Origin of the sequence: Guptibacillus hwajinpoensis, assembly GCF_001039475.1 — a bacterium.
Classification (GTDB): domain Bacteria; phylum Bacillota; class Bacilli; order Bacillales; family Guptibacillaceae; genus Guptibacillus; species Guptibacillus hwajinpoensis.
Genome location: NZ_LELK01000001.1, coordinates 1,445,247 through 1,465,865 on the forward strand (window position 1 = coordinate 1,445,247; position 20,619 = coordinate 1,465,865).

Consider the following 20,619-nt stretch of genomic DNA (forward strand, 5'->3'; position numbering starts at 1 on the left):
CCCTTTAACAAGTGATTTGCTAAAATGATTTCTTCATATTAATGTTAGTGGTTTCAAATCCCAGTCGTTCATAAAGCCGGATCGCCTTCTTATTATGACCAAACACATGGAGCGAAAGTCCATTCATTCCTTGATCTTGAAGAATTTGTTCAAGTTCTTGAATAGCTCTTGTTCCGTATCCTTTGCCTTGGTGATCTTCATCAACAGCAAATTCATATATGAAAGCTTCTTTATCTTCTACTTTACAATGAACCCAGAGACTACCAACTTTAGCATCTGATTCAGTATCAATTATAGAATAGAGCAGATGATCTGTTGTATGGTGTCCATCTGGTAAAAGTCTATTAAATTCTTGCTTCGACTTTTCATAAGCTTCATTTTCTTTCCAATTTCCCGCCTTCACTTTTTCCTCAGCATAGCTATCGATTGAGAAGTCCAAAAACTGATGAAAATCAAAATCGCTCATCGGCTTTAGTAAGATCACGTTATCCCCCCTACTCACTTTAACGTCATCTTACTATTAACTATGTAAGAAAAACAGGGCAAATTCACTCAAAATAAAAAATACCGATGGTCATCGGTATTTTCTTGTATTTACACATATAAAGCTCTGTTACGATTTATAATTATTAGATTGAACTAGTTCATCAAGGACACTTCCGATTTTATCATTAATCACAAGATCAGCATATGAATCATATTCTGTTGCTTCCTGGTTCACGATAACAAGTTTAGCACCATTTCTTTTTGCTTCCATCGGAAACACATTAGCAGGAGATACCTGTAACGATGATCCAAGAACAATAAAGAGATCGGCTTTTTTCGTTTCCATCTTCGCCTGATGTATGGCACTTAACGGCAATGGTTCACCAAACAACACGACTCCCGGTCTTTTAAAGCCTCCGCAAACGCATGTGATTTCATCGTTTAAGTACCCATCACTTGAAGCTTTATCACCACATTCATCGCAATAGATATCACATAACGTCCCATGCAATTCAGCTACATTTTGACTTCCAGCCTGTTGGTGAAAGCCATCAACATTTTGTGTAAGGATAAAACCAACTTCTCCAGTTCGCTCCCACTCAGCCAGATGGTAATAACCCGCATGAGGGCGAGCACCTTTCAACTTTTGTATTCTTTGTTTATAAAATCGAACAAATAAATCTCGTTCGAATTGCATGGCGTCTCTACTTGCAAACTGAAGTGGGTCTACTTCATTCCACATTCCATCGATGGCAGAACGAAAATCAGGCAACCCACTCTCTGTACTCATCCCAGCACCAGTAAGAACAACAGTATGCTTGGCTTCTCGAAACATTTCTGTAAGCATATTAATCACCAGCTTTCATCTGTACGAATAGTTATCAATTCACACATTTCACTTATTCTAAACCTTATTTCCTAATGTCTGTAAATTAAAACTACTTTTTGTTTACCTGTTTGAAATAGTATTGACTTCTTTTTTATAGATGGGAAATGCAATAGATCTTTTTGTACTTGTTAATTTCCGCTCCAGGATGCTCGCTTTCCGCGGTGCGGGCGTTGAGCCTCCTTGCGCTCCAATTAGCTAAGTGTGGTTGTTGATTTAAAACACTTTCAATAGCAAAACTCTTTTAGAAAAGTTTCACTAGAGTAAAGCCTTCAAAAAAAGACGATGAGGGAGTTCCCTCATCGTCCTTCTCTTATTGTTATTTCGTAGCAGGGGCTGTTTGATCGTCTGAATCAATGCCACCCTTTTTTTCTTTCCGTTTCTCTTTCTTAGGCTTTGGATCCTTTGCCACTAAATACTTCTCTTTCTTTAGTGCCTTATAGAAGGACACGGTCATCAAGATCATTATGATCGAGAACGGTAGTGCGGCGAGAATTAGTACATTCTGTAATGCCTGGAGACCGCCTGAATAAAGGAGAACGGCTGCCATTGCAGATTGTGTAACTCCCCATGTCAACTTCACGCTTGTTCCTGGATTTAACGAGCCGTATGTGGTTTGCATACCTAATACAAACGTAGCTGAGTCAGCAGATGTAATAAAGAATGTACCAATTAACGTAATCGCTACAATCGATAGAACAATTCCAAGTGGATAGTTCTGGAAAGTACCGAATAATGACTCTTCCGTTGCTAGTGAAGCAATGTCTGCAATGCCCTGTTGTTGAATGTTAATAGCAGATATTCCAAACGTTGAGAACCATAGGAAACCAACGATTGACGGAACGAGAAGAACACCTACAAGAAATTCTCTAATTGTTCTTCCTCTAGAAACACGTGCAATGAAAATACCAACGAATGGAGACCATGAAATCCACCAAGCCCAATAGAAAATTGTCCAGTTGTTAATCCACTCACGGTTTTCAGGATTCAACGGTGCGATACGGAAGCTCATTGCAACTAGATTCGCAAGGTAAGCTCCAAGTGTATCCGTAAATATATTTAGAATGTAAATTGTAGGTCCAAGGATAAACATAGCAAGAAAAAGAATTCCTGCTAGTCCAATATTAGCGTTACTTAAGTACTTAATTCCTTTCCCTAGTCCAGACCAGGCAGAAATCATAAATAGAACAGTTACAACGCCAATAATAATGAGTTGTGAGCTGAAACTATTTGGTATGTCAGTTAAGAAAGAAAGACCTCCATTAATTTGTACTGCCCCAAATCCGAGTGTTGTTGCAACCCCAACAATTGTAGCAAATACAGCTAGCGTATCAATCACTTTACCAAAGAGGCCATTAACGCGTTCACCAAAGATTGGATAAAGCGTAGCACTAATTAAACCAGGGCGATCATGTCTAAATTTGAAGTAGGCTAATACAAGTGCAACGATTGCATAGATGGCCCAAGCGTGAATACCCCAGTGGAAATAAGAATACTGCATCGCTTCTTTAATTGCTGCTGGTGTCCCGGTTTCTGCTGTAGGAGCATTTCCCGCATAATGAGACATTGGTTCTGCTGTTCCCCAGAATACAAGTCCAATTCCCATTCCTGCACTAAACAGCATTGCGAACCAGCTAAGACGTGTAAATTCTGGCTTTTCATCTGCCTTACCAAGCTTGATTTTGCCATAAGGCGTGAAAATAATAAAAATACAGAAGATAACCAGTAATGTTACAAGAATTAAATAATACCACCCTAATTTATTTGAAATAAACGTTTGGGCTGTGGTAGTTATTGATTCTAAAGTACCAGGAGACGTAGCTCCCCACACCACCATAATTAAACTAATAACCAGCGTGCTCCAAAACACTGAAGATACTTTTTCTGTCATAAACCTCACCTCTACTTAAATTATTTCTGTATACAAATACAGTACAAATTAGTTCTTTTTTACCTCTATCTATTTATACCACTATAAAAAATGTCGAAACACCGAATTTCAATTCTAAGCAATATGTCCTATAGAGATTAAGTCAAAAAACACTACCGTAGCAGGAGTTGAGCAAAAAGAAAATTTATTACAATTTGTTACGCCCACCCCATATATTACCTCTATAGTGTTTACTTTTTCCGTTTTCGTTCATTTGATTTTTTTATCTTCACACTTTTTGTTCCTGGTTGTTTTTTGATCCATTTCAAATAACGACGAATTTTGTCATCTTCTTTTAACTTGCTAATTGTATCCAATCTAATTGCAAGTTCTTGATTCGTATAAAGCGCATGAATTTGCTTATGACAAGGAACACAAAGAAGTGCCGTAGGTTTGAAAGTACCGCCCTCTTCCTTTGGAGTTAAGTGATGGACCGTACATTTAACATCACTTCTGCCACAGAGCTCACACACCTCCATTCATTCTCCCCCTCCTGAACATTATTGTTTGTTTCTTCCTCAACTAGTATGCAACCCCTAGAAGAAATGGAGAAAGCCTCCCATAAAGGAAGGCTTGATGATCAAATACTTAAAATATCTTTGATCTCATCTTCTGATAAGCTTGATATCATCGTCTCTCCAGGTTGAATGACTTTCTCAATTAATTCTTTTTTCTTTTGCTGTAACTCATAAATTTTCTCTTCGATCGTTCCTTGAGTAATAAGTCTCATCACTTGAACAACTTTCTTCTGTCCAATGCGATGTGCTCGACCAGCGGCTTGTTCTTCAACTGCTGGATTCCACCAAAGATCATAAAGGATGACCGTATCAGCACCGGTTAAATTTAATCCTGTTCCTCCGGCTTTTAGTGAGATAAGGAAAATTTCTTTCTCTCCACCATTGAATCGTTCTGTCATCTCCACTCTCTCTTTAGAAGGAGTTTGACCGTCTAAATAAAACACAGAGTAGCCGAGATCAGTTAACTTTTGGTGAATGATTTTCAACATACTAGAAAACTGCGAGAAAATCAGAAGTCGCTTTTGGTTTTCAACCGATGTTGTCACAATATCTAATAACTGTTCGAGTTTACCTGATTGCCCTTCGTAATTCTCTACGAATAAAGATGGGTGGCAGCAAAGTTGTCGTAAACGTGTTAATCCAGCTAATATCTTCATCCGGTTTTTCTGAAATCCTTCTCCAGCAAGGTTCTCTTTCGTTTCTTGTTGGATACGGTGAAGATATCCAATATAGAGTTCTTTTTGTTGTTTCGTTAATTCAGAAACTTGAACCGTCTCAATCTTATCAGGAAGCTCTTTCAGAACGTCTTTCTTCACTCGTCTTAGAATAAACGGACGAACCATCCGTGAAATTCGCTCGTGTGGTAAGTTCCTAAAGGTTGATTGATCTGGGAAAAAGCCTGGCATAATCGAATGAAAAAGAGCCCACAATTCATCTAGAGAGTTTTCAATTGGCGTACCGCTCAGTGCAAAGCGCTTTGTAGCACGAATCTGACGGACAGCTTGGGACGTTTTAGTAGCAGGATTCTTAATGGCTTGAGCTTCATCAAGTATAACGGAATCAAATTGAATTGTTTCATAATGGGCAATATCCTGCCTTAATGTTGGATAAGATGTGATCCAAACATCCGGTTGGAGACCTTGATTTAACAATTCTTTTCGTTCGCTAGGTGTCCCTGTATTCACTTCAATGTGAAGATCTGGTGCAAATTTCTCGAATTCCTTTTTCCAGTTATAAATAAGTGATGCTGGAGCAATTACGAGAGCTGTTGCATCAGGATTCTCCTGCTTCTCTGATAGCAAATAGGCGATGCTCTGAATCGTCTTCCCAAGCCCCATGTCATCTGCAAGAATGCCTCCAAGCTGATAGTAAGCGAGAGCTTTCAACCACTGAAAACCCGTCATTTGATACGTTCTTAAGTCTGCATCTAACCCTTCAGGAAGATCAAAGTGAAGATCTTCTGGATGCTTTAACCGAGAGACAAGTTCTCGAAAAGCTTTACTGTATCTTGAAGCGTGCTTCCCACTACTAATTCGCTCATCAAGCTGAAGACCTCTGTATAGCGGTAGATGCAGTTCCCCTTGATCAATATCTGTTTCTTTAATATTTAGATCGTCTAGCAATTGACTTACGTGCTGAAAATCATCATCCTCTATTGAAACAAATGCTCCATTTGATAGGCGATAGTATCGATCTTTCTCGATCACTGCTTTTAGGATATTAGAAATCTCACTTTGATCTAATCCTTTCATATCAAAGCTTACATCAAGAAAGTTCCCGCTATTGTCCATATCAACTGATGTAACTGGAGAAGAGGCTTCATCTAAAAGCCACTCACGAGCGGATTCAGTTAGAAATACATCAGCAAGGTCGTTAAGTTCTGGAATCGTCCAGTATAAGAAGTCAAAAATAAGCGCTTCATCCTCGGCATAAAGCTCACGTCCATTGAATTTAAGCGAGGCCTGCTCAATAAGAGACATGATCTGCTGTTCTTTCTCACTATCTCGAAGAATGATTCCACCTTGCTCACTAACCATTCTAGTATCATCTTTAAATGGATTAATAAGGTCATCACCATATTTGTATTCAACTGTAACGAGAAGACGTGGACCTTCTGCATTGACGTACACTTTCGCTTTCAATTCAGGGTTAACAATTCTCTCATGCAGCTTCTCTGAAATGGTTACATCCCCAAGCTTCTTTAAACCTGGTACTACTTGTGAAAGAAACGGCTCAATTTGCTGTTGCGAAATAGAAAGATCACTCTTTCTAGCTGCATTTCTGAAATTCGAAAGATCCTTAAGAAGAGCTTGCTGCTGCTTGCTTAATTTATATAAGTTCTCTTCATGGAAAAGCCAACCGTAAGTTGGAAAGTAAGCAGCTGTTTGAAAACCATTTAGGTCAAGGACATAGTCGTCCTCTCGTTCCTCAATCTGAAACGAGAAGGGTAATTTCCCTTCATGAACCTCAGTTTCTTCGTAGAGCGTGCGATTAAACTCAAATCGAATGGTTCTCTCTTGTTTTAGTAGCTCATTTAGAAAATCATTCGCGGTAAGTGGAGGTAGAATTAATTCTCGGTTCTCAGTGAAACGCCCCCAATTGTCAGGTAAGTCTAAATAAACCTTTTCATTTCTTCTAATGGAAAGAAGCAATTGGAGAAGAGGCTCATCAAACTCCTGAAAATGATGCTCATCTGGCTCATAGCTGAATTTTTTCGTAAACAAGTAAGATTCCTCATCAAGAATAGCATCCAAAAAGGAGCGAATATCTTTTACTACATATAAACGATTAACGCCAACTTTTAATTCAACGGTCCAAGGAGAGTCACCGCGAGATCTTCTAAGAGAAGGATAGGAGCTTGCTTTAAGTGTAAATTCTACTTTAAGCTCATCTGATCTCATTCGAGATCGATTTACGTCTGGTTGGTAATCTCCAAGAACTTGTATCAGTTGATTCGTTTCATGATAGCTACGGATCGGCTTCTCAACAGGTTTCTCACTTTCTATCTCTTCAGGTGGACCGTTCTCACTAATGGCGATAAGTACAGCTGCTAAGTGTTTACAAGTGCCATACGTTTCAAAGGCGGCGCATTCACATGAGCCGAACCAATTATCACCTAACAACTCAATTAATACGTTGTATTCTGAACTCCCGCTAACGTATGCCCGGTACGATTGATCTTTTTCATCATATGTAAGTTCAGATACTCTCCCGTTCTGATAATAAGTAAATCCTCTCTGATAAAAACTTACGGGAAAACGTTCTTTAATTTCGCTTTTTGTAAACATCGAAAAATGGTTCATATCCACATCACTTCAATTCCAATGGTAGTAGTAACCTTCATTATACAATTTTCCACATCTTCTTCAAAATATGACGCAAATAAAGATGCATAATAGCATGTTTAAAGCTTTTCATAAACATTATTCCTTTTGCTATAATTCAGTTGATTTTAGCCCTGATCAACTGAGAGTACTTTCTTATCCAAATATCTAGAAGAAAAATCTTTATGAGAAGAGTCTTTTTATAAATTTGACTTCTAATTCTCAGAGGATGGACATGTATTTAGAATGTAGCTTCTTTTAATGGAAAAGCCCTTCTCTAAAAGATCGTTGCTTTTGAATCTATCATTGATTAAAGAACAAATTTAGCTGATTGGAGAGGAAGGTGCTCGACTCCTGCGGGACTAGCGGGACAGGTGAGACCCCACAGGAGCGTTAGCGACGAGGAGGCTCACCGCCCGCCCCGCGGANCAGAGCATCCCGGAAATCACCACCCCACATTTTATAACAACAATGTCTACGCAGAGTACCAATGCAAAACTCTTCTCTATATTCTAATAAAGCAGACGGGTTGAAAAGGAGAATGCTCTTTATGTTCGAAATAGCGATAGCCCACATTGTTCTTGGATTATCAATTGCGGCACCGCTTGGTCCAATCAATATTGAAATTATGAAACGCGGCATCCATAAAGGCTTCTGGTCTTCCCTCTTTGTCGGTGCCGGCGGAATGAGCGCGGATCTCTTGCTTATGTATTTAATGTTCTTCGGATTAGCTGCTTTTGTAAAGGTGTCATATGTTCAGGTTTCCCTATTAATTCTAGGTGCAATCATTTTAACACTTTCCGGAATTCAAGGATGTCTATCAAAGGTTAGTCTAGATGAGGAAAAAGATAAAGAACAATCTGGCCTTTTTTCATCCTATGCTGCCGGATTTATGATTGCTGCTTTTAACCCTATGAATCTTCTGTTCTGGATCGGCATTTATGGATCTGTTCTTAGCGTATCTCTTCAACAGCCTGATAAATGGCAGGCTTTCTTCTTGTCCGCTCTTGTCTTTATCGGAATCGGTCTATGGAATATAAACTTATGTATGACAGTCCATTTTGGTAAATCACTTATGAAACCCCGAACGCTCAGAGCTATAAGTGTAACTGCTAGTCTCGTATTGCTATTCTTCGGGTTACGGTTTGGATACCTAGCTGCTGAAATGATTTTCGTTGCATCTAAATAGCTAAAGTCCAAAAGAGCATCAACTAATAGCAGACGCTCTCAACTAAAATACACGTAAGCAGCAATCCCCGCAACAGCAAGTATTCCTACAGAAAGATAAATAACAGAAATCGTCAGGGTTGTATTCTTCGCTTTCTTCCCATAGCCCGGGTCACTTTTACCTGCAATCATTAATGTACCAAACAGTATCATAACAAGAAAAACAACAATAAGGATCGTTGCGATTTTTATCATTTTCTCCCCCCTCACCTTCATCATACACTGTCTTCTAACCGTAAGGAACCTGCAAAAGTTCGTAACATTTGTTATGCTAGTAAACATGTGCTTTTTGCACTACAACATAAATTAGAAAGAGGAATGTATTTATGAGGAGAGGAATTCTATTACTATTTATTGCTGCACTATCCATTCTAGCTGCATGTGGTGGAGCTGGAGATAACTCAAGTGAAGAAGAATCAAAGGGAACGGTGACTTTCGGTTTAAACAACTGGGCTGAAAACATTGCTGTGTCAAATATGTGGAAAGTAATCCTTGAAGAAAAAGGATATGACATTGAATTAAAATCTATGGAGAAGGCCCCTGTTTGGGCTGGCATTTCCCAAGGCGACCTGGATGTTGCTGCTGAGGTTTGGTTACCTGCTACAGACAAGCCCCTATATGAAGAATACAAAGATGACCTTAAACTACATAAAACTTGGTATGAAGGAACTGGCCTTGGACTAGTTGTACCTTCTTACATGGATATTACGAGTATAGAAGAGCTAAATCAAAATAAAGAAGAACTTGGTTTAGAACAAATTGTTGGAATCGATCCCGGTGCTAGCTTAATGGAAATGAGTCGTACTGCACTTGAAGAGTACGATCTTAACTATGAGCTTGTTGACAGCTCTGGTCCTGCGATGATGAGTGAATTGAAGAAAGCGTACGAAAAAGAGGAACCCATTATTGTAACGTTGTGGAATCCACACTGGGCCTTTGCTGAATATGACTTAAAGTATCTAGAAGATCCAAAGAAAGTATATGGTGAAGCAGACGATATTTATTACATGACAAGAACAGACTTTGAAGAAGATCACCCTGAAATCGTAGAATGGATGAACAAATGGAAGATGGACGATGATTCTCTAGGCAGCCTGATGGCGACGATTAAAGAAGCTGACGATGCAGAATCCGGTGCGAAACAGTGGATTGAAGAGAATCAAGAGTTAGTTTCAGAATGGACAGAATAACTCTACTCGTATTATTTGAATTTTTTAGCTAATATTGAAGGAACCCTCGACTGTGTCGAAGGTTCCTTCTTTCCATCTATTTTCTTTTATAGTTTAGATAAATCATTCTCAGCTACTACTTTACCGATTGTTTTGCCAGACTCTAAGCGAGCGTGGGCATCACCAATTGTGCTGAACTTGAAGGTTTCTTCATCTAGTATTGGTTTAATGGCACCATGATCAACCATATGGGTAACACGTGTTAGAATTTCTCCGTGATGCTCGCGACCTTCGTTTGTGAGCATAGGGATCAGCATCAATACGCCATGGTAAGTTGCGCTTTTCACGTAAAGTGGTGTAATGTCATGTTCGCCACTACCAACTATGCAAGCAACCTGTCCACCGTTTTTAACTGCTTGAAACGATTTCTCCATGTTTTCTCCACCTACTGTATCAAAGACAACATCGAATCCTTTACCATTTGTGTATTGATTAACATACTCTTCAACAGACGTTTCCTTATAGTTAATAGCGTAATCTGCTCCAAGATCTTTTCCAATTTCCATTTTCTCAAGTGTCGATGCTGTCGTGTATACGATCGCACCGAGTGATTTTGCAAGTTGAATCGCAATATGTCCAACTCCACCTGTTGCACCGTGAATGAGAACGTTCTGTCCAGGCTGGACATTGACCCGATCAACGAGAGCTTCCCATGCTGTAATCGATACAAGCGGTAGTGCAGCTGCTTCTTTCATAGAAAGGTTTGTTGGCTTTTTGGCTACTAGCTTTTGATCTACAATCATATGTTCACAAAGCGCTCCGCTTAATCCAAGAACGCCACCAGCACATGCATAAACCTCATCACCTACTTCAAAATGACTCCCTTCATATACTTCCTCTACAATCCCAGCCACATCTCCATGGAGCACAGCAGGAAATTCAGGAGCGAAAGCCTCTGCTACCCCTGATCGAATTTTAAGATCTACAGGGTTCACACTAGTTGCTTTCACATTAATTTTTATTTCACCGGATCTTAATTCCCTTACCTCAATATCTTCAATGCTAAATTGGCTAGCTGATCCAAACTCTCGAATTACTGCGGCTTTCATCAAACTTCCTCCTTCTATTGTTTTCACTCATCTATTTTTTAACTACTCTTAAATCTTCCCCTATATCTTTTTGCACAAACAGGTATTGCATTTCATTTTTATGACAACACTTCTTGATATAGCCGGTCATTATCTTTTCATTAAAAAGATGCTGTCAGGTGACCGGCTGTACCATGGCAAGTCATAGCGAAAGCCCTTCTCATAATTGAGAGGGGCTTTCCCTTTTTTGCTTTTAGCGTAGACATTGTTCCTATAGCCGGTAATTTCCGCTCCAGGATGCTCGCTTTCCGCGGGGCGGGCGGTGAGCATCCTTCCGCTCCAATCAGCTAAAAGTGGTTTTTTCAAAACTCTTTCGGAGAGATTTAGTGCCAATCAGAGACTTCCATAATTGAATAAAAACTATAGAATGTCATCTAAATAACTTTCTAATTGATCTAACGTTCCATTGAATCCTTCTTCTATTTGTTCTTTGGCAGCTTCAAATGTTTGGTATTCCTCCGCAGTTGCATTGAGAGGGGTTCCTCGCATTATTAATTTAGTTGTACGATCTTGTTCTACAAACATTAGGGTATTCTGAATTTCGAGGGGCCAGGACGAACTAAACGGTGCTCGAACCGTTTCCCCTGCTGAATTGGAAAATGAACTTATATACATGAGCTTCCTTGGCGCATCGATTTCCTTAAACTCAAACTTGCCCCACATTTCCATTCCTTCGGGTGACTGTTGTTTATAGAGAAAGATGCCATCTGAGCGAAGATCGAATTGCGTAACATGCAGGTCATACCCTTTAGGTCCCCACCACTTCTCCAATTTCTCCCGGCTTGTCCATGCTGCATATAATAGCTCTCGTGGTACATCAAATGTTCTCTCAATAACTAACTCAGTTTGATCTTTTTGGAATTCACTCTTCATTGTCATCTTTATCCTCCTAAAATTTAATGCTTCGTTCTTATCATTCATCTGCAGGCGTTCTATCTTTCAAAAGTTCTGCACAAGAGGTATATTTCCTTCACGTAAGAGCGCTATATTCATAATACTTTTCGCATAGTTACCATTAAAATGAATGAATAATGAGAAAATTTGTTGAAGTTTGTCATAACTTTGTATATGATACTATTAACCACTCACCTAGATGGTTATCAATGTCATACATTCAGAAAAAAGGGGAAATGTTATGTGAATAGCGAGAAAAGCTTACCCGAGGAATGGAGACGTCTTGTTGAGGAAGCTATGGAATCAACCATTACGAAAGAAGAATTTAAGGCTTTCTTAATAGAAGTAGGGGAACAAAAAGGGATCACTATTAGTTAAATGTAAATGAGCCACCAAGCTAATGCTTGGTGGCTCATTTTGCTACTACTGCTTCTCACGTCTTGCAAAATCAACAAATCTGAATTTATCCAACCGATGTCGAGATTCAGTATACTCGATTAGCGTTGTATCATTTAAATACACGTAGTTTCGTACTACTACAACATGCTTGTACTCGTTTAAATCAAGATAGAGAAGATCATCTTCATCAGCCTCTTCTACAACAATTTCCTTCTTCGCATAGCTAACCGTTAACCCCATATCATTTTCGAGATAATCATAGATGGAATTCTCACAAATTGATTTTGTTAACTCTGGTACATAGTCTACAGGAAAATAATCGCGATCAAGAATGATTCTCTCTCCATCAATCTCACGGGCACGAACAACGTGCCATACAAGTGAGTCGTCAGACAAATCTAACTGCTCCCTCACCCATTTACAAGGAATCTTTTTCTCCAATTGGTGGACAATCGTACGTGATGAGCGATTCATCTTTTCAGAAAGCTCTTTAAAACTTACAAGACCTGATACAGGAAACTCATATCGGTTAAGATCAAGCACCACAGATCCGCGCGCTTTAATTTTCTGTATCAAGCCATTCTGAGAAAGCAGATTGAGTGCTTTACGTATCGTCTCACGAGATGTACCGAACGCATCAGCAAGTTCATGCTCCGATGGTAACTTGCTATTAGGCTTATAGGTACCATCTTGAATGCTAGATGAGAGCTCATTATATATTTGCTGATACTTGGTTTGTTTCATAGAATCACCTTGCCTGTGTTAGATGATAAACAATAGACTCATATGGTCTTACTTTTTTTAATACTCCTAATAATACTTTTAAAAAAGTTACAAAAGTATTATTAGGAGAGACATTCATTTTACTAGGAATTTACCACCATTACCAAAGTCACCAAAACTAGGTTCTATCCTTAATTTAATTGTGATAAATTACCTAATTTTTAATAATATGGTAATTTATCGATAATTATATGATATGGTTATCTTCGTAAATAAGGGAGGGAAAAACATGAAAAAAATTATTTTATTATGTGCAGTAGTTGGATTTCTTTTTGTTGGTATAAATCCTGCAAGTGCTAACCCAACTACATACGGACCATATTACACTACTTTTAGTGGTTCTCAATTGACATCATCTTCTTGGGGAACATTAGCAAGGAAATGTGAAAACGCAGTTAATGAGTATGGTAGTTACATTTCTAGCAGCTCAAACTATACCTGTAAATGGTCTCAACAAATTGAGTCAAGAGTTACAAGTACTAATGGAAGAGTAGTTAACGTATCTTATTCTCCATATTATATTTATTTTAACTAATTGAATACAGCAAAGTGTAGAGAAAAATTTTTCTCTACACTTTTTTATTATAGAAGTTCCCTTTTTAATATTGGGTTTAGTAAAATATAACTCTCACATTTGTTCTAATTGGCTATATCTTTAAACTAGTTATTGTCCATATTTCTAGAGTCTATTTCAATTTCTTTTTACTTTTGTGGACATGATTTCTGTTTCATTTGTAGCGCCATCTGAATACTTTTTGTCTACAGTTTCTAGAACATCAGGATTCGTAATGATAACAGGTGTAATAGTACTAGAAGCTTTTTCTTTAACAAGATCAAGGTCAACCGTAATTAATGGATCACCGACTTTGACCTTGTCGCCTTCTTTCACATGACCTTCAAAGCCTTCGCCACCCATGCCAACTGTTTCAAGTCCAACGTGAATGAGAATCTCAAGACCTGATTCAGATTCAATACCTACAGCATGCTTCGTATGGAAGAATTGAATGATCTTACCATTTACAGGTGAAACAACTTTACCGTCAGTTGGTTCGATCGCAATGCCATCCCCCATCATTTTCTGAGAAAATGTTGGATCAGGTACCGTTTCAAGCTCTACAACTTTACCGTTTAGCGGGGAATAAATAACCTCATCTAGAGATTTTTCTTTTTTACCAAAAAGTTTTTTTAGCATGTAAACATTCTCCTTTCAACCGCTTTCATTTATATTTATCTTGTCTATACAAGTTTTGCTTACAAATGAAGTTTATCTTGTATAGACAAGATAGTCAACTGGAGAGCTTACCTTATTTCTTTTTTCTAAGGGGTAAGGTAGGCTTTGACAGACAATTAGTGTTTTCCCGTATCGTCCATCGCTAAACTATGTAAGGTTTAATAAATTTTCGAAACGTGTATTAGTAAAAGACAAAAGGAGGGAGGGAATGAATAGATGAACAAACTATATACAGAGACGTTTTACTTCTCAGATAACGGTCATATACCAAATAATTCTTTGCCTTTAGTTCTCTATCGGAGGAGCCTTGAGGGTCGAATCGATTCTTGTATAAAATTGTTTAAACAAAACAAGTGGTCAAATTCATGGGAAAATGGCGTATTTCCGTACCACCATTATCACAGCAATACACATGAAGTGCTTGGAGTGATCAGTGGGTCAGCTTCTATAACGTTCGGAGGCGAAAATGGCGAAAGCGTAAAAGTGGAGAAAGGTGATGTTGTTGTCATTCCTGCAGGAGTTGGCCATAAGAAAGAACAAAGTTCAGCAGATTTTAAAGTTGTCGGAGCATATCCAAACGGCATGTCACACGATTTAAAAACAGGGGAAGCCGAAGAACGACCCGAAGTGATTGAGAACATTCAAAATGTCCCCCTACCTTCCACTGATCCCCTTCAAGGACAAAATGGTCACTTAGTTGTACTATGGTCGGATTTAAATTAAACATAAAAAAGGCTCTTTTCGTATACATCGTTGCTATAGGAGTGGGTTAATTTCCGCTCCAGTGGGGTCTCACCTGTCCCGCTCATCCCGCAGGAGTCGAGCATCCTTCCGCTCCAATCACTAAGTATGTTTTTTTCAATATTTGTATCAACATCAATCTTTTAGAAAAGAGCCTTAAAAAAGACGCCTAAGCGGCGTCTTTTTCATGAGGAGTATTGAGATTTCTTAAATCCAGGAACCGTTTTCTCATAAAAATCAAGGCTATCTGGATGATGGGCAATACGATTATCAGCATGCAAAGAATCAATCGAAACCATTTCTTCCTCTGTTAATTCAAAATCAAATAGATCGGCGTTTTCTTTAATGCGCTCTTCCTTGGAAGATTTCACATTAAGAACTATATCATGTTGTAGACACCAACGAAGTACTACCTGGGCTGGCGTCTTGCCATGTTGCTTACCAATCGTTTGAATTACAGGTTCATTCAGAACCTGACCACGCTTCAGCGGAGACCAAGCTTCTACTTGTATCCCTTTCGATAGGCAATAATCACGTACTTCTCCCTGAAGCAACTCGGGATGAAACTCAATCTGATTAATAACGGGTTTGACACTAGAGATTTTGGAAATGGCTTCAAGGTGGTGCGGTTCGAAGTTACTTACTCCAACCGCACATACCTTACCCTCATGATAGAGCTTTTCAAGCGCCTGCCAAGTTTCAGTATACAACCCTGGCACCGGCCAGTGAATTAAATACAAATCAAGGTAATCCGTTTGCAGTCGCTCAAGTGAACGCTCAAACGCTCTAAGAGTGGCATTGTATCCCTGTTCATCGTTCCACACTTTGGAAGTAATAAAGAGATCCTCTCTTTCAACCCCTGATTCCTTAATTGCACGTCCAACAGATTCTTCATTTCCATAATAAGAGGCTGTATCAATCCCTCGATAACCCGTTTCAAGCGCAATCTTCACAGCATTCGTCGTTTCCTCACCATCTCCAAGCTTAAAAACACCAAAACCAAGATATGGCATTTTTACACCATTCGAAAGAGTCACACGCTTATCAATGCCCATGAACTAGCCTCCTTAAGATTGAATTTCACTATTGAATCAACTTCTTATACTCCTCAATAAAAATACTTGGATCCTTCTTTATAATATAAGAAACGACACCGCGGTTTGTATGAAGATACAAAAAACCGTAAAGGGCAGAAGTAAAGCGATAAGACACATCAAAAACATCCCCAAGCGCAAAATCCTCCTGCCCAGCACGAATCCGATCCACATACAACTCTATCGTATGCTCCTCCTCAATCGTTCTCTGCCCAGTCCGTTCAATCTTACGTTCAACAACAACAAAAGGCTGACTAAAAATAATATCCAAAAAAACAAATCCTTTCCTCAAAAGCGGAGCGGGCCCGTTTAAATCCGCAGGATGTTGGAGCACATGAGACTGAGACGCTTTTTGTCTCATTCTCATGGGCGAAACAGCCGGAGGATTTGGCCCGCGCAGCTAGATGTCTAAAGCGGAAGTGGCCGTTTAGACCCGTCAAGCACTAAGAGACTCTCATCCACATCAACAATAGAACCTATCTCACCATCGACTCCTCATATAAAACCCTTCTCAACTCTTCCCCAAGCTCTTCTACTGCAGTATAAGCTTCTGGCACAACACCAGTCATACTAATAAATCCGTGTACCATTCTATCATAACGTTTGACAGATACTCTGCCTCCAGCTTGACTAATTTTTTCAGCATAGGCCTCTCCCTCATCTCGAAGAGGATCATAGTGAGCTGTAACAATATGAGTTAAAGGAAGATCAGCTAAATGTTCGGAATGAAGAGGAGACAAGTGAGGATTAAATGGATCAATTGTCTCCTCTACGTATTGTTCGTGAAACCATTTCATTTCTGCAGCAGTTAAAAAGTACCCTTCGCTGTTTTCTTTATAGGAGGGATAAATCTTCGCGCTATCTACTACGGGATAGATTAACAGCTGATAAGCAATAGATGGTGCTCCCCTCTCCAGAGCCTTAATCGCTGTTACGGCTGCAAGGTTTCCTCCTGCACTATCACCACCAACTGCTATACGAGTATCATTAATTCCTAATTCTTCTGCATGTTTATGTGCCCAAAGGAAAGCTTGGTAAGCATCTTCTGTAGCTTTCGGAAATTTATGCTCAGGTGCAAGTCGATAATCGACCGAGATGACAATACATTTGGAACGATTGGATAGCAATCTGCAAAACACATCATGTGTTTCGATATTACCGTAGACAAAGCCACCACCATGATAGAAAACGAAGGCAGGTAAACGCTCTTCATGGGTTACAGATACGGGATAATAGCATCGAACGTTTACTTCACCGTCTTCAACCTGAATGACGCGATCGACTACTTTGGCTACCTGTTCTCTTGTCCCGGCCATCAATGACGCTCCTTCGTTAAATTTCCTTCGCGCTTCATCAAGAGATAGGTTATAAAGAGGTGGGTTATTTTGTTGTGATCTCAAAAGCCATTGTATCGATTCGTATACCGGCATTCATAAACCTCCTTCTACTCTAATACTCTACTTTCTTTCTACATATAGTATTCAAGTTCCTTGTTAATCATTAGATAGAAAAAAAAGCAGACCGCTTGGGTCTGCTACTTTTTCTTACTTACCTTCGATTGCTTCGATGATTTTGTTAGCGGCACTTTCACTTGATTGAGGGTTTTGTCCTGTAATCAAGTTACCGTCACGAACGGAGAATACTGACCAGTTATCAGCTAATTCAAAGTTTGCACCTTTTTCACGAAGCTTCGATTCAAGTAAGAATGGCATTTGCTCTACTAGACCCATTTCGCGTTCTTCAGAGTCAGTGAATGCACTTACTGTCTTACCTTTTACTAGTGGTGTACCATCTTTGTACGTTACATTAACTAGTCCAGCTGGACCGTGACATACAGAACCGATAATCTTATCAGCTTCTGCCTGCTCTTGTAGGATGTGTTGCAATACTTCGTTATCAGGGAAGTCAAACATTGTGCCGTGACCACCAGGTAGGAAGACAACATCAAAGTTGTTTGCATCTTCTTTTGTTACCTTCGTTGTATGCTTAAGCTGGTTCTGAGCATCTTCCCACTCTTTTGGATCTTCTTCAGGAATACTATTTGGATCAAGCTCCACTTCTCCACCTTGGATTGAAGTGACTTTAATATCATACCCTTTGTCTTTGAAGATGTTATAAGGAACAGCGAACTCTTCTAGCCAAAGTCCCGTTTTATGCTCTGAATCGATTTCTGTATGATTTGTTACGACCATTAATACTTTAGTCAATTGAATTCCTCTCCTTTAACTTCTTTTGCATTGTAGTTCTTCATGACCACTTTAGTACAATACCCGATATGAAAAAAAGTATTCATCAAATTCTACAAAACAGAAAGTTTTTCAATATAACAATTTCGGAATGATGAAAAAGATGTAGAAAATGTTAATAAATACTGCAATCATAACAAGAAGTGTTTTTTGCGTCTTTACTTGGACGATGTAAAATACGAACCATACCAATAGAAGGCCAATCGGAACGAGTGCATACAACTTGTTATCAGTTAATAGAAAGACACCGATCAGCTCTAGAATTGAGTAGGGAACTATAATGACTCCTAAAATGATGTTGATAATATGAATCCATTTTCGATCTAGTTGTTTCATATATAAGAACTCCTCTCCTACAAATCCGTTTCTAAGCCACCTTCTATTTTCTGATTCAGCCGATTAAGAGTCAATCTTCTTTTTATGATTCGATTAGAAAACAACGAAATATGTCACTCACTCTCTACCATAATATGGGCAAATCATGAATATTTCGTAGTGATTTTTCGCATTAAAGACGGATAGTCTTTCTTCCTCCCGAAAGCTTTCACGTGTGTTAAGCATTAAAACGGGGAGGAAATAACATGATACGAAACGCAAGAAAGATAACAATGATCCTGTTGGCGAGTGTGATTTTTATAGCCACACCTACATTTGCTTCAGCTGCATTCGGAGATCGAACACTGCAAAAAGGTGCTCAAGGCTCAGATGTTTCTGAACTACAAGATTACCTTATGACAAAAGGTGATTTTCCATATCATACAGCTACAGGTTATTATGGAGAGATTACAGAGGAAGCAGTTAAAGACTTCCAACGTTCAAGAAATCTTAAAGATGATGGCATTGCAGGACCAGAAACGATTCAAAAAATAGAAGTATTGCGTAGAGGTAATATTGGAAAGCAAGTTATACATATCCAGAGCCAATTATCACAATTAAATTATAACGTTTCGATGGATGGTATTTATGGATCTGGAACAGTTCAGGCAGTTGAGCAATTTCAGCGCGACAACAACCTTGAAGTTGACGGGATTGCTGGACCAGGTACTCGAGAAACATTAGATCGCAAAGCTTCAAAGGGATCAGCAGCTGGAAAAGAAATAACAGTTGAAAGCACCGCATATACAGCGAATTGCGAAGGGTGTTCAGGCGTCACAAAGATGGGCCTTGATTTAAAAACCTATTCAGACGCAAAAGTTGTTGCCGTCGACCCCGACGTTATCCCACTTGGCTCGATTGTTGATGTAGAAGGATATGGAGTTGCCATTGCTGCAGACATCGGTGGCGCTATTGATGGAGATCGAATTGATGTATTCGTCCCAAATAAAGATGACGCGATGAACTGGGGAAGAAAAGACGTTACGATAAAAGTAATTGAGTAACCTCATAAAAAATTAAATAAGGACAGGCCCTAAAAGGGCCTGTCCTTATTTGTATAGCTACGAGCTACGAGTGGCATGTTTTCCTCGCTGCTGCAATTTAATTAATCGATACGAATGTGTGAAAATTACTTTGAGAACCGCATATGTTGGAATCGCAAGGATCAATCCGAGGAAGCCCGCAAGACTACTTGCTACAAGAAGTAGTAAAATGATTGTAAGAGGATGGATATCAAGGCGTTTTCCCATCACAAGTGGTGAAACAAGATTACTTTCAATCTGTTGAATCACAATGACCCCGAGAACAACCCACAGTGCTGTAAGCGGTGATTGTATAAGACCAACAATCACACCTGGTGCGGTTCCGATAATAGGTCCAATAAATGGAACAACATTAAGAAACAACGCAATTAATGCCAGAATTAACGCATATTCCAAATCGATAATGACATACCAGATATAGACGAACGTTCCGATAAACAAACTAACAATGAGCTGCCCCTGAATAAATCCACTAAGCGCATCATCCATATCCTCAAGTATTTTCGCGCCTTCTTTTCTATGCTCTTTAGGTACTACGCGTAATAAAGAAGGCATTAATTTCTTTCCATCTTTCAACATAAAAAACAGTATAAATGGCAGTAAGACAATGCCGATAAGTACATTTGTTACTACATTTAGAATGGAGAAGATATAGTTTCCAAATGATGAGCTAATTTCACCAATAGAACCTGAGATTCGCTCTGTAAGGCCTTTAATGTCCACCATATCACTTTGAAGAAGTCTGGCTATGTAAGGGTTTCGCTCCCAATCACTAATCGCTCTTTGTAAATCAGAAATGAGGTTTGGGGCTCCTTTAACAAGACTATTAAACTGATCAACGAGAACTGGACCAATACTGATAACAAGACCCGTCATACCACCTGCAAGAGCCAGATAAACGATGAGGATCCCTAGCGGACGAGGAATCTTCCATTTCTCTAGTAGTGCAATAACAGGTCGTAGAATGTAGTAAAAGACACCTGCCGCAATGATCGGAAACGCAAGCGTGGTTACTAAAATGACTAGCGGTCGAAAAATAAAGTCAATTCTGCTCCCCACCCAGATCACTGTAAAAATGAGAAGCAACCAAACGAAAAAGCGAAATAATCGAGATTGCTGCATACTA

The 20,619-nt window shown here is 39.2% G+C and carries 23 protein-coding genes; 6 read left to right on the forward strand and 17 right to left on the reverse strand.

Annotated features, from left to right (window positions below; genetic code table 11):
• Positions 1-19 precede the first annotated feature (19 nt).
• From AB986_RS07265 to AB986_RS07285, 5 genes are all read right to left on the reverse strand, one after another.
• The gene (locus AB986_RS07265; RefSeq protein ID WP_048310198.1) at positions 20-484 is read right to left on the reverse strand and encodes a GNAT family N-acetyltransferase; all 465 of its coding nucleotides are present in this window, start codon (positions 482-484) and stop codon (positions 20-22) included.
• Between the two features lie 129 nt (positions 485-613).
• Positions 614-1,333: an NAD-dependent deacylase gene (locus AB986_RS07270; RefSeq protein ID WP_048310199.1), complete on the reverse strand. Its 720-nt coding sequence runs from the start codon at positions 1,331-1,333 to the stop codon at positions 614-616.
• Between the two features lie 358 nt (positions 1,334-1,691).
• The gene (locus AB986_RS07275; protein WP_048310200.1) at positions 1,692-3,263 is read right to left on the reverse strand and encodes a glycine betaine uptake BCCT transporter; all 1,572 of its coding nucleotides are present in this window, start codon (positions 3,261-3,263) and stop codon (positions 1,692-1,694) included.
• A gap of 230 nt (positions 3,264-3,493) precedes the next feature.
• Complete coding sequence (locus AB986_RS07280; RefSeq protein ID WP_048310201.1) at positions 3,494-3,781, reverse strand: HNH endonuclease; 288 nt, start codon at positions 3,779-3,781, stop codon at positions 3,494-3,496.
• A 101-nt stretch (positions 3,782-3,882) separates the two neighbouring features.
• Entirely contained in the window at positions 3,883-7,122 is a 3,240-nt protein-coding gene (locus AB986_RS07285) for a DEAD/DEAH box helicase (protein WP_236690316.1), read from the reverse strand.
• Positions 7,123-7,693: 571 nt separating this feature from the next.
• Between AB986_RS07285 and AB986_RS07290 the strand changes: the two genes are divergently transcribed.
• Positions 7,694-8,332: a LysE family translocator gene (locus AB986_RS07290; RefSeq protein ID WP_048310202.1), complete on the forward strand. Its 639-nt coding sequence runs from the start codon at positions 7,694-7,696 to the stop codon at positions 8,330-8,332.
• Between the two features lie 38 nt (positions 8,333-8,370).
• Here the strand turns inward: AB986_RS07290 and AB986_RS07295 are convergent, their stop codons facing one another.
• Complete coding sequence (locus tag AB986_RS07295) at positions 8,371-8,565, reverse strand: hypothetical protein (protein ID WP_048310203.1); 195 nt, start codon at positions 8,563-8,565, stop codon at positions 8,371-8,373.
• A 131-nt stretch (positions 8,566-8,696) separates the two neighbouring features.
• Between AB986_RS07295 and AB986_RS07300 the strand changes: the two genes are divergently transcribed.
• A complete protein-coding gene (locus tag AB986_RS07300; protein ID WP_048310204.1) occupies positions 8,697-9,560 on the forward strand; it encodes a glycine betaine ABC transporter substrate-binding protein in 864 nt (287 codons plus the stop codon).
• Positions 9,561-9,646: 86 nt separating this feature from the next.
• On the opposite strand, the gene AB986_RS07305 is transcribed toward AB986_RS07300, so the two are convergent.
• The 3 genes from AB986_RS07305 to AB986_RS07315 form a co-directional block, all read right to left on the reverse strand.
• Positions 9,647-10,648 (reverse strand): zinc-dependent alcohol dehydrogenase family protein, encoded by a 1,002-nt coding sequence (locus tag AB986_RS07305; RefSeq protein ID WP_048310205.1) that lies wholly within the window; start codon positions 10,646-10,648, stop codon positions 9,647-9,649.
• Positions 10,649-10,777: 129 nt separating this feature from the next.
• A complete protein-coding gene (locus AB986_RS07310; protein WP_048310206.1) occupies positions 10,778-11,020 on the reverse strand; it encodes a hypothetical protein in 243 nt (80 codons plus the stop codon).
• Positions 11,021-11,047: 27 nt separating this feature from the next.
• Positions 11,048-11,566, reverse strand: a complete 519-nt coding sequence (locus AB986_RS07315; protein ID WP_048310207.1) for an SRPBCC family protein — start codon at positions 11,564-11,566, stop codon at positions 11,048-11,050.
• A gap of 258 nt (positions 11,567-11,824) precedes the next feature.
• Between AB986_RS07315 and sinI the strand changes: the two genes are divergently transcribed.
• On the forward strand, positions 11,825-11,959 hold the full coding sequence (sinI, locus tag AB986_RS22025) for a DNA-binding anti-repressor SinI (RefSeq protein WP_236690317.1): 135 nt from the start codon (positions 11,825-11,827) through the stop codon (positions 11,957-11,959).
• 45 nt (positions 11,960-12,004) lie between these two features.
• On the opposite strand, the gene treR is transcribed toward sinI, so the two are convergent.
• Positions 12,005-12,724, reverse strand: coding sequence for a trehalose operon repressor (treR, locus tag AB986_RS07320; protein WP_048310208.1), 720 nt, complete (start codon positions 12,722-12,724; stop codon positions 12,005-12,007).
• Positions 12,725-12,992: 268 nt separating this feature from the next.
• On the opposite strand from treR, the gene AB986_RS07325 reads away from it, so the two are divergent.
• Positions 12,993-13,298 (forward strand): hypothetical protein, encoded by a 306-nt coding sequence (locus AB986_RS07325; RefSeq protein ID WP_048310209.1) that lies wholly within the window; start codon positions 12,993-12,995, stop codon positions 13,296-13,298.
• Positions 13,299-13,454: 156 nt separating this feature from the next.
• Here the strand turns inward: AB986_RS07325 and AB986_RS07330 are convergent, their stop codons facing one another.
• Entirely contained in the window at positions 13,455-13,955 is a 501-nt protein-coding gene (locus tag AB986_RS07330; protein ID WP_048310210.1) for a PTS sugar transporter subunit IIA, read from the reverse strand.
• Between the two features lie 255 nt (positions 13,956-14,210).
• Here AB986_RS07330 and AB986_RS07335 point away from each other — a divergent pair, with 255 nt between their 5' ends.
• A complete protein-coding gene (locus AB986_RS07335) occupies positions 14,211-14,717 on the forward strand; it encodes a cupin domain-containing protein (RefSeq protein WP_048310211.1) in 507 nt (168 codons plus the stop codon).
• A 203-nt stretch (positions 14,718-14,920) separates the two neighbouring features.
• Here the strand turns inward: AB986_RS07335 and AB986_RS07340 are convergent, their stop codons facing one another.
• The 5 genes from AB986_RS07340 to AB986_RS07360 form a co-directional block, all read right to left on the reverse strand.
• Complete coding sequence (locus AB986_RS07340) at positions 14,921-15,790, reverse strand: aldo/keto reductase (protein ID WP_048310212.1); 870 nt, start codon at positions 15,788-15,790, stop codon at positions 14,921-14,923.
• A gap of 28 nt (positions 15,791-15,818) precedes the next feature.
• Positions 15,819-16,100 (reverse strand): hypothetical protein, encoded by a 282-nt coding sequence (locus AB986_RS07345; protein ID WP_048310213.1) that lies wholly within the window; start codon positions 16,098-16,100, stop codon positions 15,819-15,821.
• 205 nt (positions 16,101-16,305) lie between these two features.
• Positions 16,306-17,259 carry an alpha/beta hydrolase gene (locus AB986_RS07350; RefSeq protein WP_048310214.1) on the reverse strand — a complete coding sequence of 318 codons (954 nt, stop codon included), beginning with the start codon at positions 17,257-17,259 and terminating at the stop codon, positions 16,306-16,308.
• Positions 17,260-17,373: 114 nt separating this feature from the next.
• A complete protein-coding gene (locus AB986_RS07355; protein WP_048310981.1) occupies positions 17,374-18,021 on the reverse strand; it encodes a type 1 glutamine amidotransferase domain-containing protein in 648 nt (215 codons plus the stop codon).
• 126 nt (positions 18,022-18,147) lie between these two features.
• The gene (locus AB986_RS07360) at positions 18,148-18,411 is read right to left on the reverse strand and encodes a hypothetical protein (RefSeq protein ID WP_048310215.1); all 264 of its coding nucleotides are present in this window, start codon (positions 18,409-18,411) and stop codon (positions 18,148-18,150) included.
• A 245-nt stretch (positions 18,412-18,656) separates the two neighbouring features.
• On the opposite strand from AB986_RS07360, the gene AB986_RS07365 reads away from it, so the two are divergent.
• The gene (locus tag AB986_RS07365; RefSeq protein WP_048310216.1) at positions 18,657-19,454 is read left to right on the forward strand and encodes a peptidoglycan-binding protein; all 798 of its coding nucleotides are present in this window, start codon (positions 18,657-18,659) and stop codon (positions 19,452-19,454) included.
• 57 nt (positions 19,455-19,511) lie between these two features.
• On the opposite strand, the gene AB986_RS07370 is transcribed toward AB986_RS07365, so the two are convergent.
• Positions 19,512-20,615, reverse strand: a complete 1,104-nt coding sequence (locus AB986_RS07370; protein WP_048310217.1) for an AI-2E family transporter — start codon at positions 20,613-20,615, stop codon at positions 19,512-19,514.
• Positions 20,616-20,619 lie beyond the last annotated feature (4 nt).

Coding starts and splice junctions, on each gene's coding strand:
- AB986_RS07270 (WP_048310199.1), bottom strand. CDS start 1,333: ATGCTTACAGAAATGTTTCGAGAAGCCAAGCATACTGTTGTTCTTACT.
- AB986_RS07300 (WP_048310204.1), top strand. CDS start 8,697: ATGAGGAGAGGAATTCTATTACTATTTATTGCTGCACTATCCATTCTA.
- AB986_RS07330 (WP_048310210.1), bottom strand. CDS start 13,955: ATGCTAAAAAAACTTTTTGGTAAAAAAGAAAAATCTCTAGATGAGGTT.
- AB986_RS07285 (WP_236690316.1), bottom strand. CDS start 7,122: ATGAACCATTTTTCGATGTTTACAAAAAGCGAAATTAAAGAACGTTTT.
- AB986_RS07365 (WP_048310216.1), top strand. CDS start 18,657: ATGATACGAAACGCAAGAAAGATAACAATGATCCTGTTGGCGAGTGTG.
- AB986_RS07360 (WP_048310215.1), bottom strand. CDS start 18,411: ATGAAACAACTAGATCGAAAATGGATTCATATTATCAACATCATTTTA.
- AB986_RS07325 (WP_048310209.1), top strand. CDS start 12,993: ATGAAAAAAATTATTTTATTATGTGCAGTAGTTGGATTTCTTTTTGTT.
- AB986_RS07305 (WP_048310205.1), bottom strand. CDS start 10,648: ATGAAAGCCGCAGTAATTCGAGAGTTTGGATCAGCTAGCCAATTTAGC.
- AB986_RS07355 (WP_048310981.1), bottom strand. CDS start 18,021: ATGGTCGTAACAAATCATACAGAAATCGATTCAGAGCATAAAACGGGA.
- AB986_RS07275 (WP_048310200.1), bottom strand. CDS start 3,263: ATGACAGAAAAAGTATCTTCAGTGTTTTGGAGCACGCTGGTTATTAGT.
- AB986_RS07315 (WP_048310207.1), bottom strand. CDS start 11,566: ATGACAATGAAGAGTGAATTCCAAAAAGATCAAACTGAGTTAGTTATT.
- AB986_RS07290 (WP_048310202.1), top strand. CDS start 7,694: ATGTTCGAAATAGCGATAGCCCACATTGTTCTTGGATTATCAATTGCG.
- treR (WP_048310208.1), bottom strand. CDS start 12,724: ATGAAACAAACCAAGTATCAGCAAATATATAATGAGCTCTCATCTAGC.
- AB986_RS07370 (WP_048310217.1), bottom strand. CDS start 20,615: ATGCAGCAATCTCGATTATTTCGCTTTTTCGTTTGGTTGCTTCTCATT.
- AB986_RS07335 (WP_048310211.1), top strand. CDS start 14,211: ATGAACAAACTATATACAGAGACGTTTTACTTCTCAGATAACGGTCAT.
- AB986_RS07280 (WP_048310201.1), bottom strand. CDS start 3,781: ATGGAGGTGTGTGAGCTCTGTGGCAGAAGTGATGTTAAATGTACGGTC.
- AB986_RS07340 (WP_048310212.1), bottom strand. CDS start 15,790: ATGGGCATTGATAAGCGTGTGACTCTTTCGAATGGTGTAAAAATGCCA.
- AB986_RS07295 (WP_048310203.1), bottom strand. CDS start 8,565: ATGATAAAAATCGCAACGATCCTTATTGTTGTTTTTCTTGTTATGATA.
- AB986_RS07350 (WP_048310214.1), bottom strand. CDS start 17,259: ATGCCGGTATACGAATCGATACAATGGCTTTTGAGATCACAACAAAAT.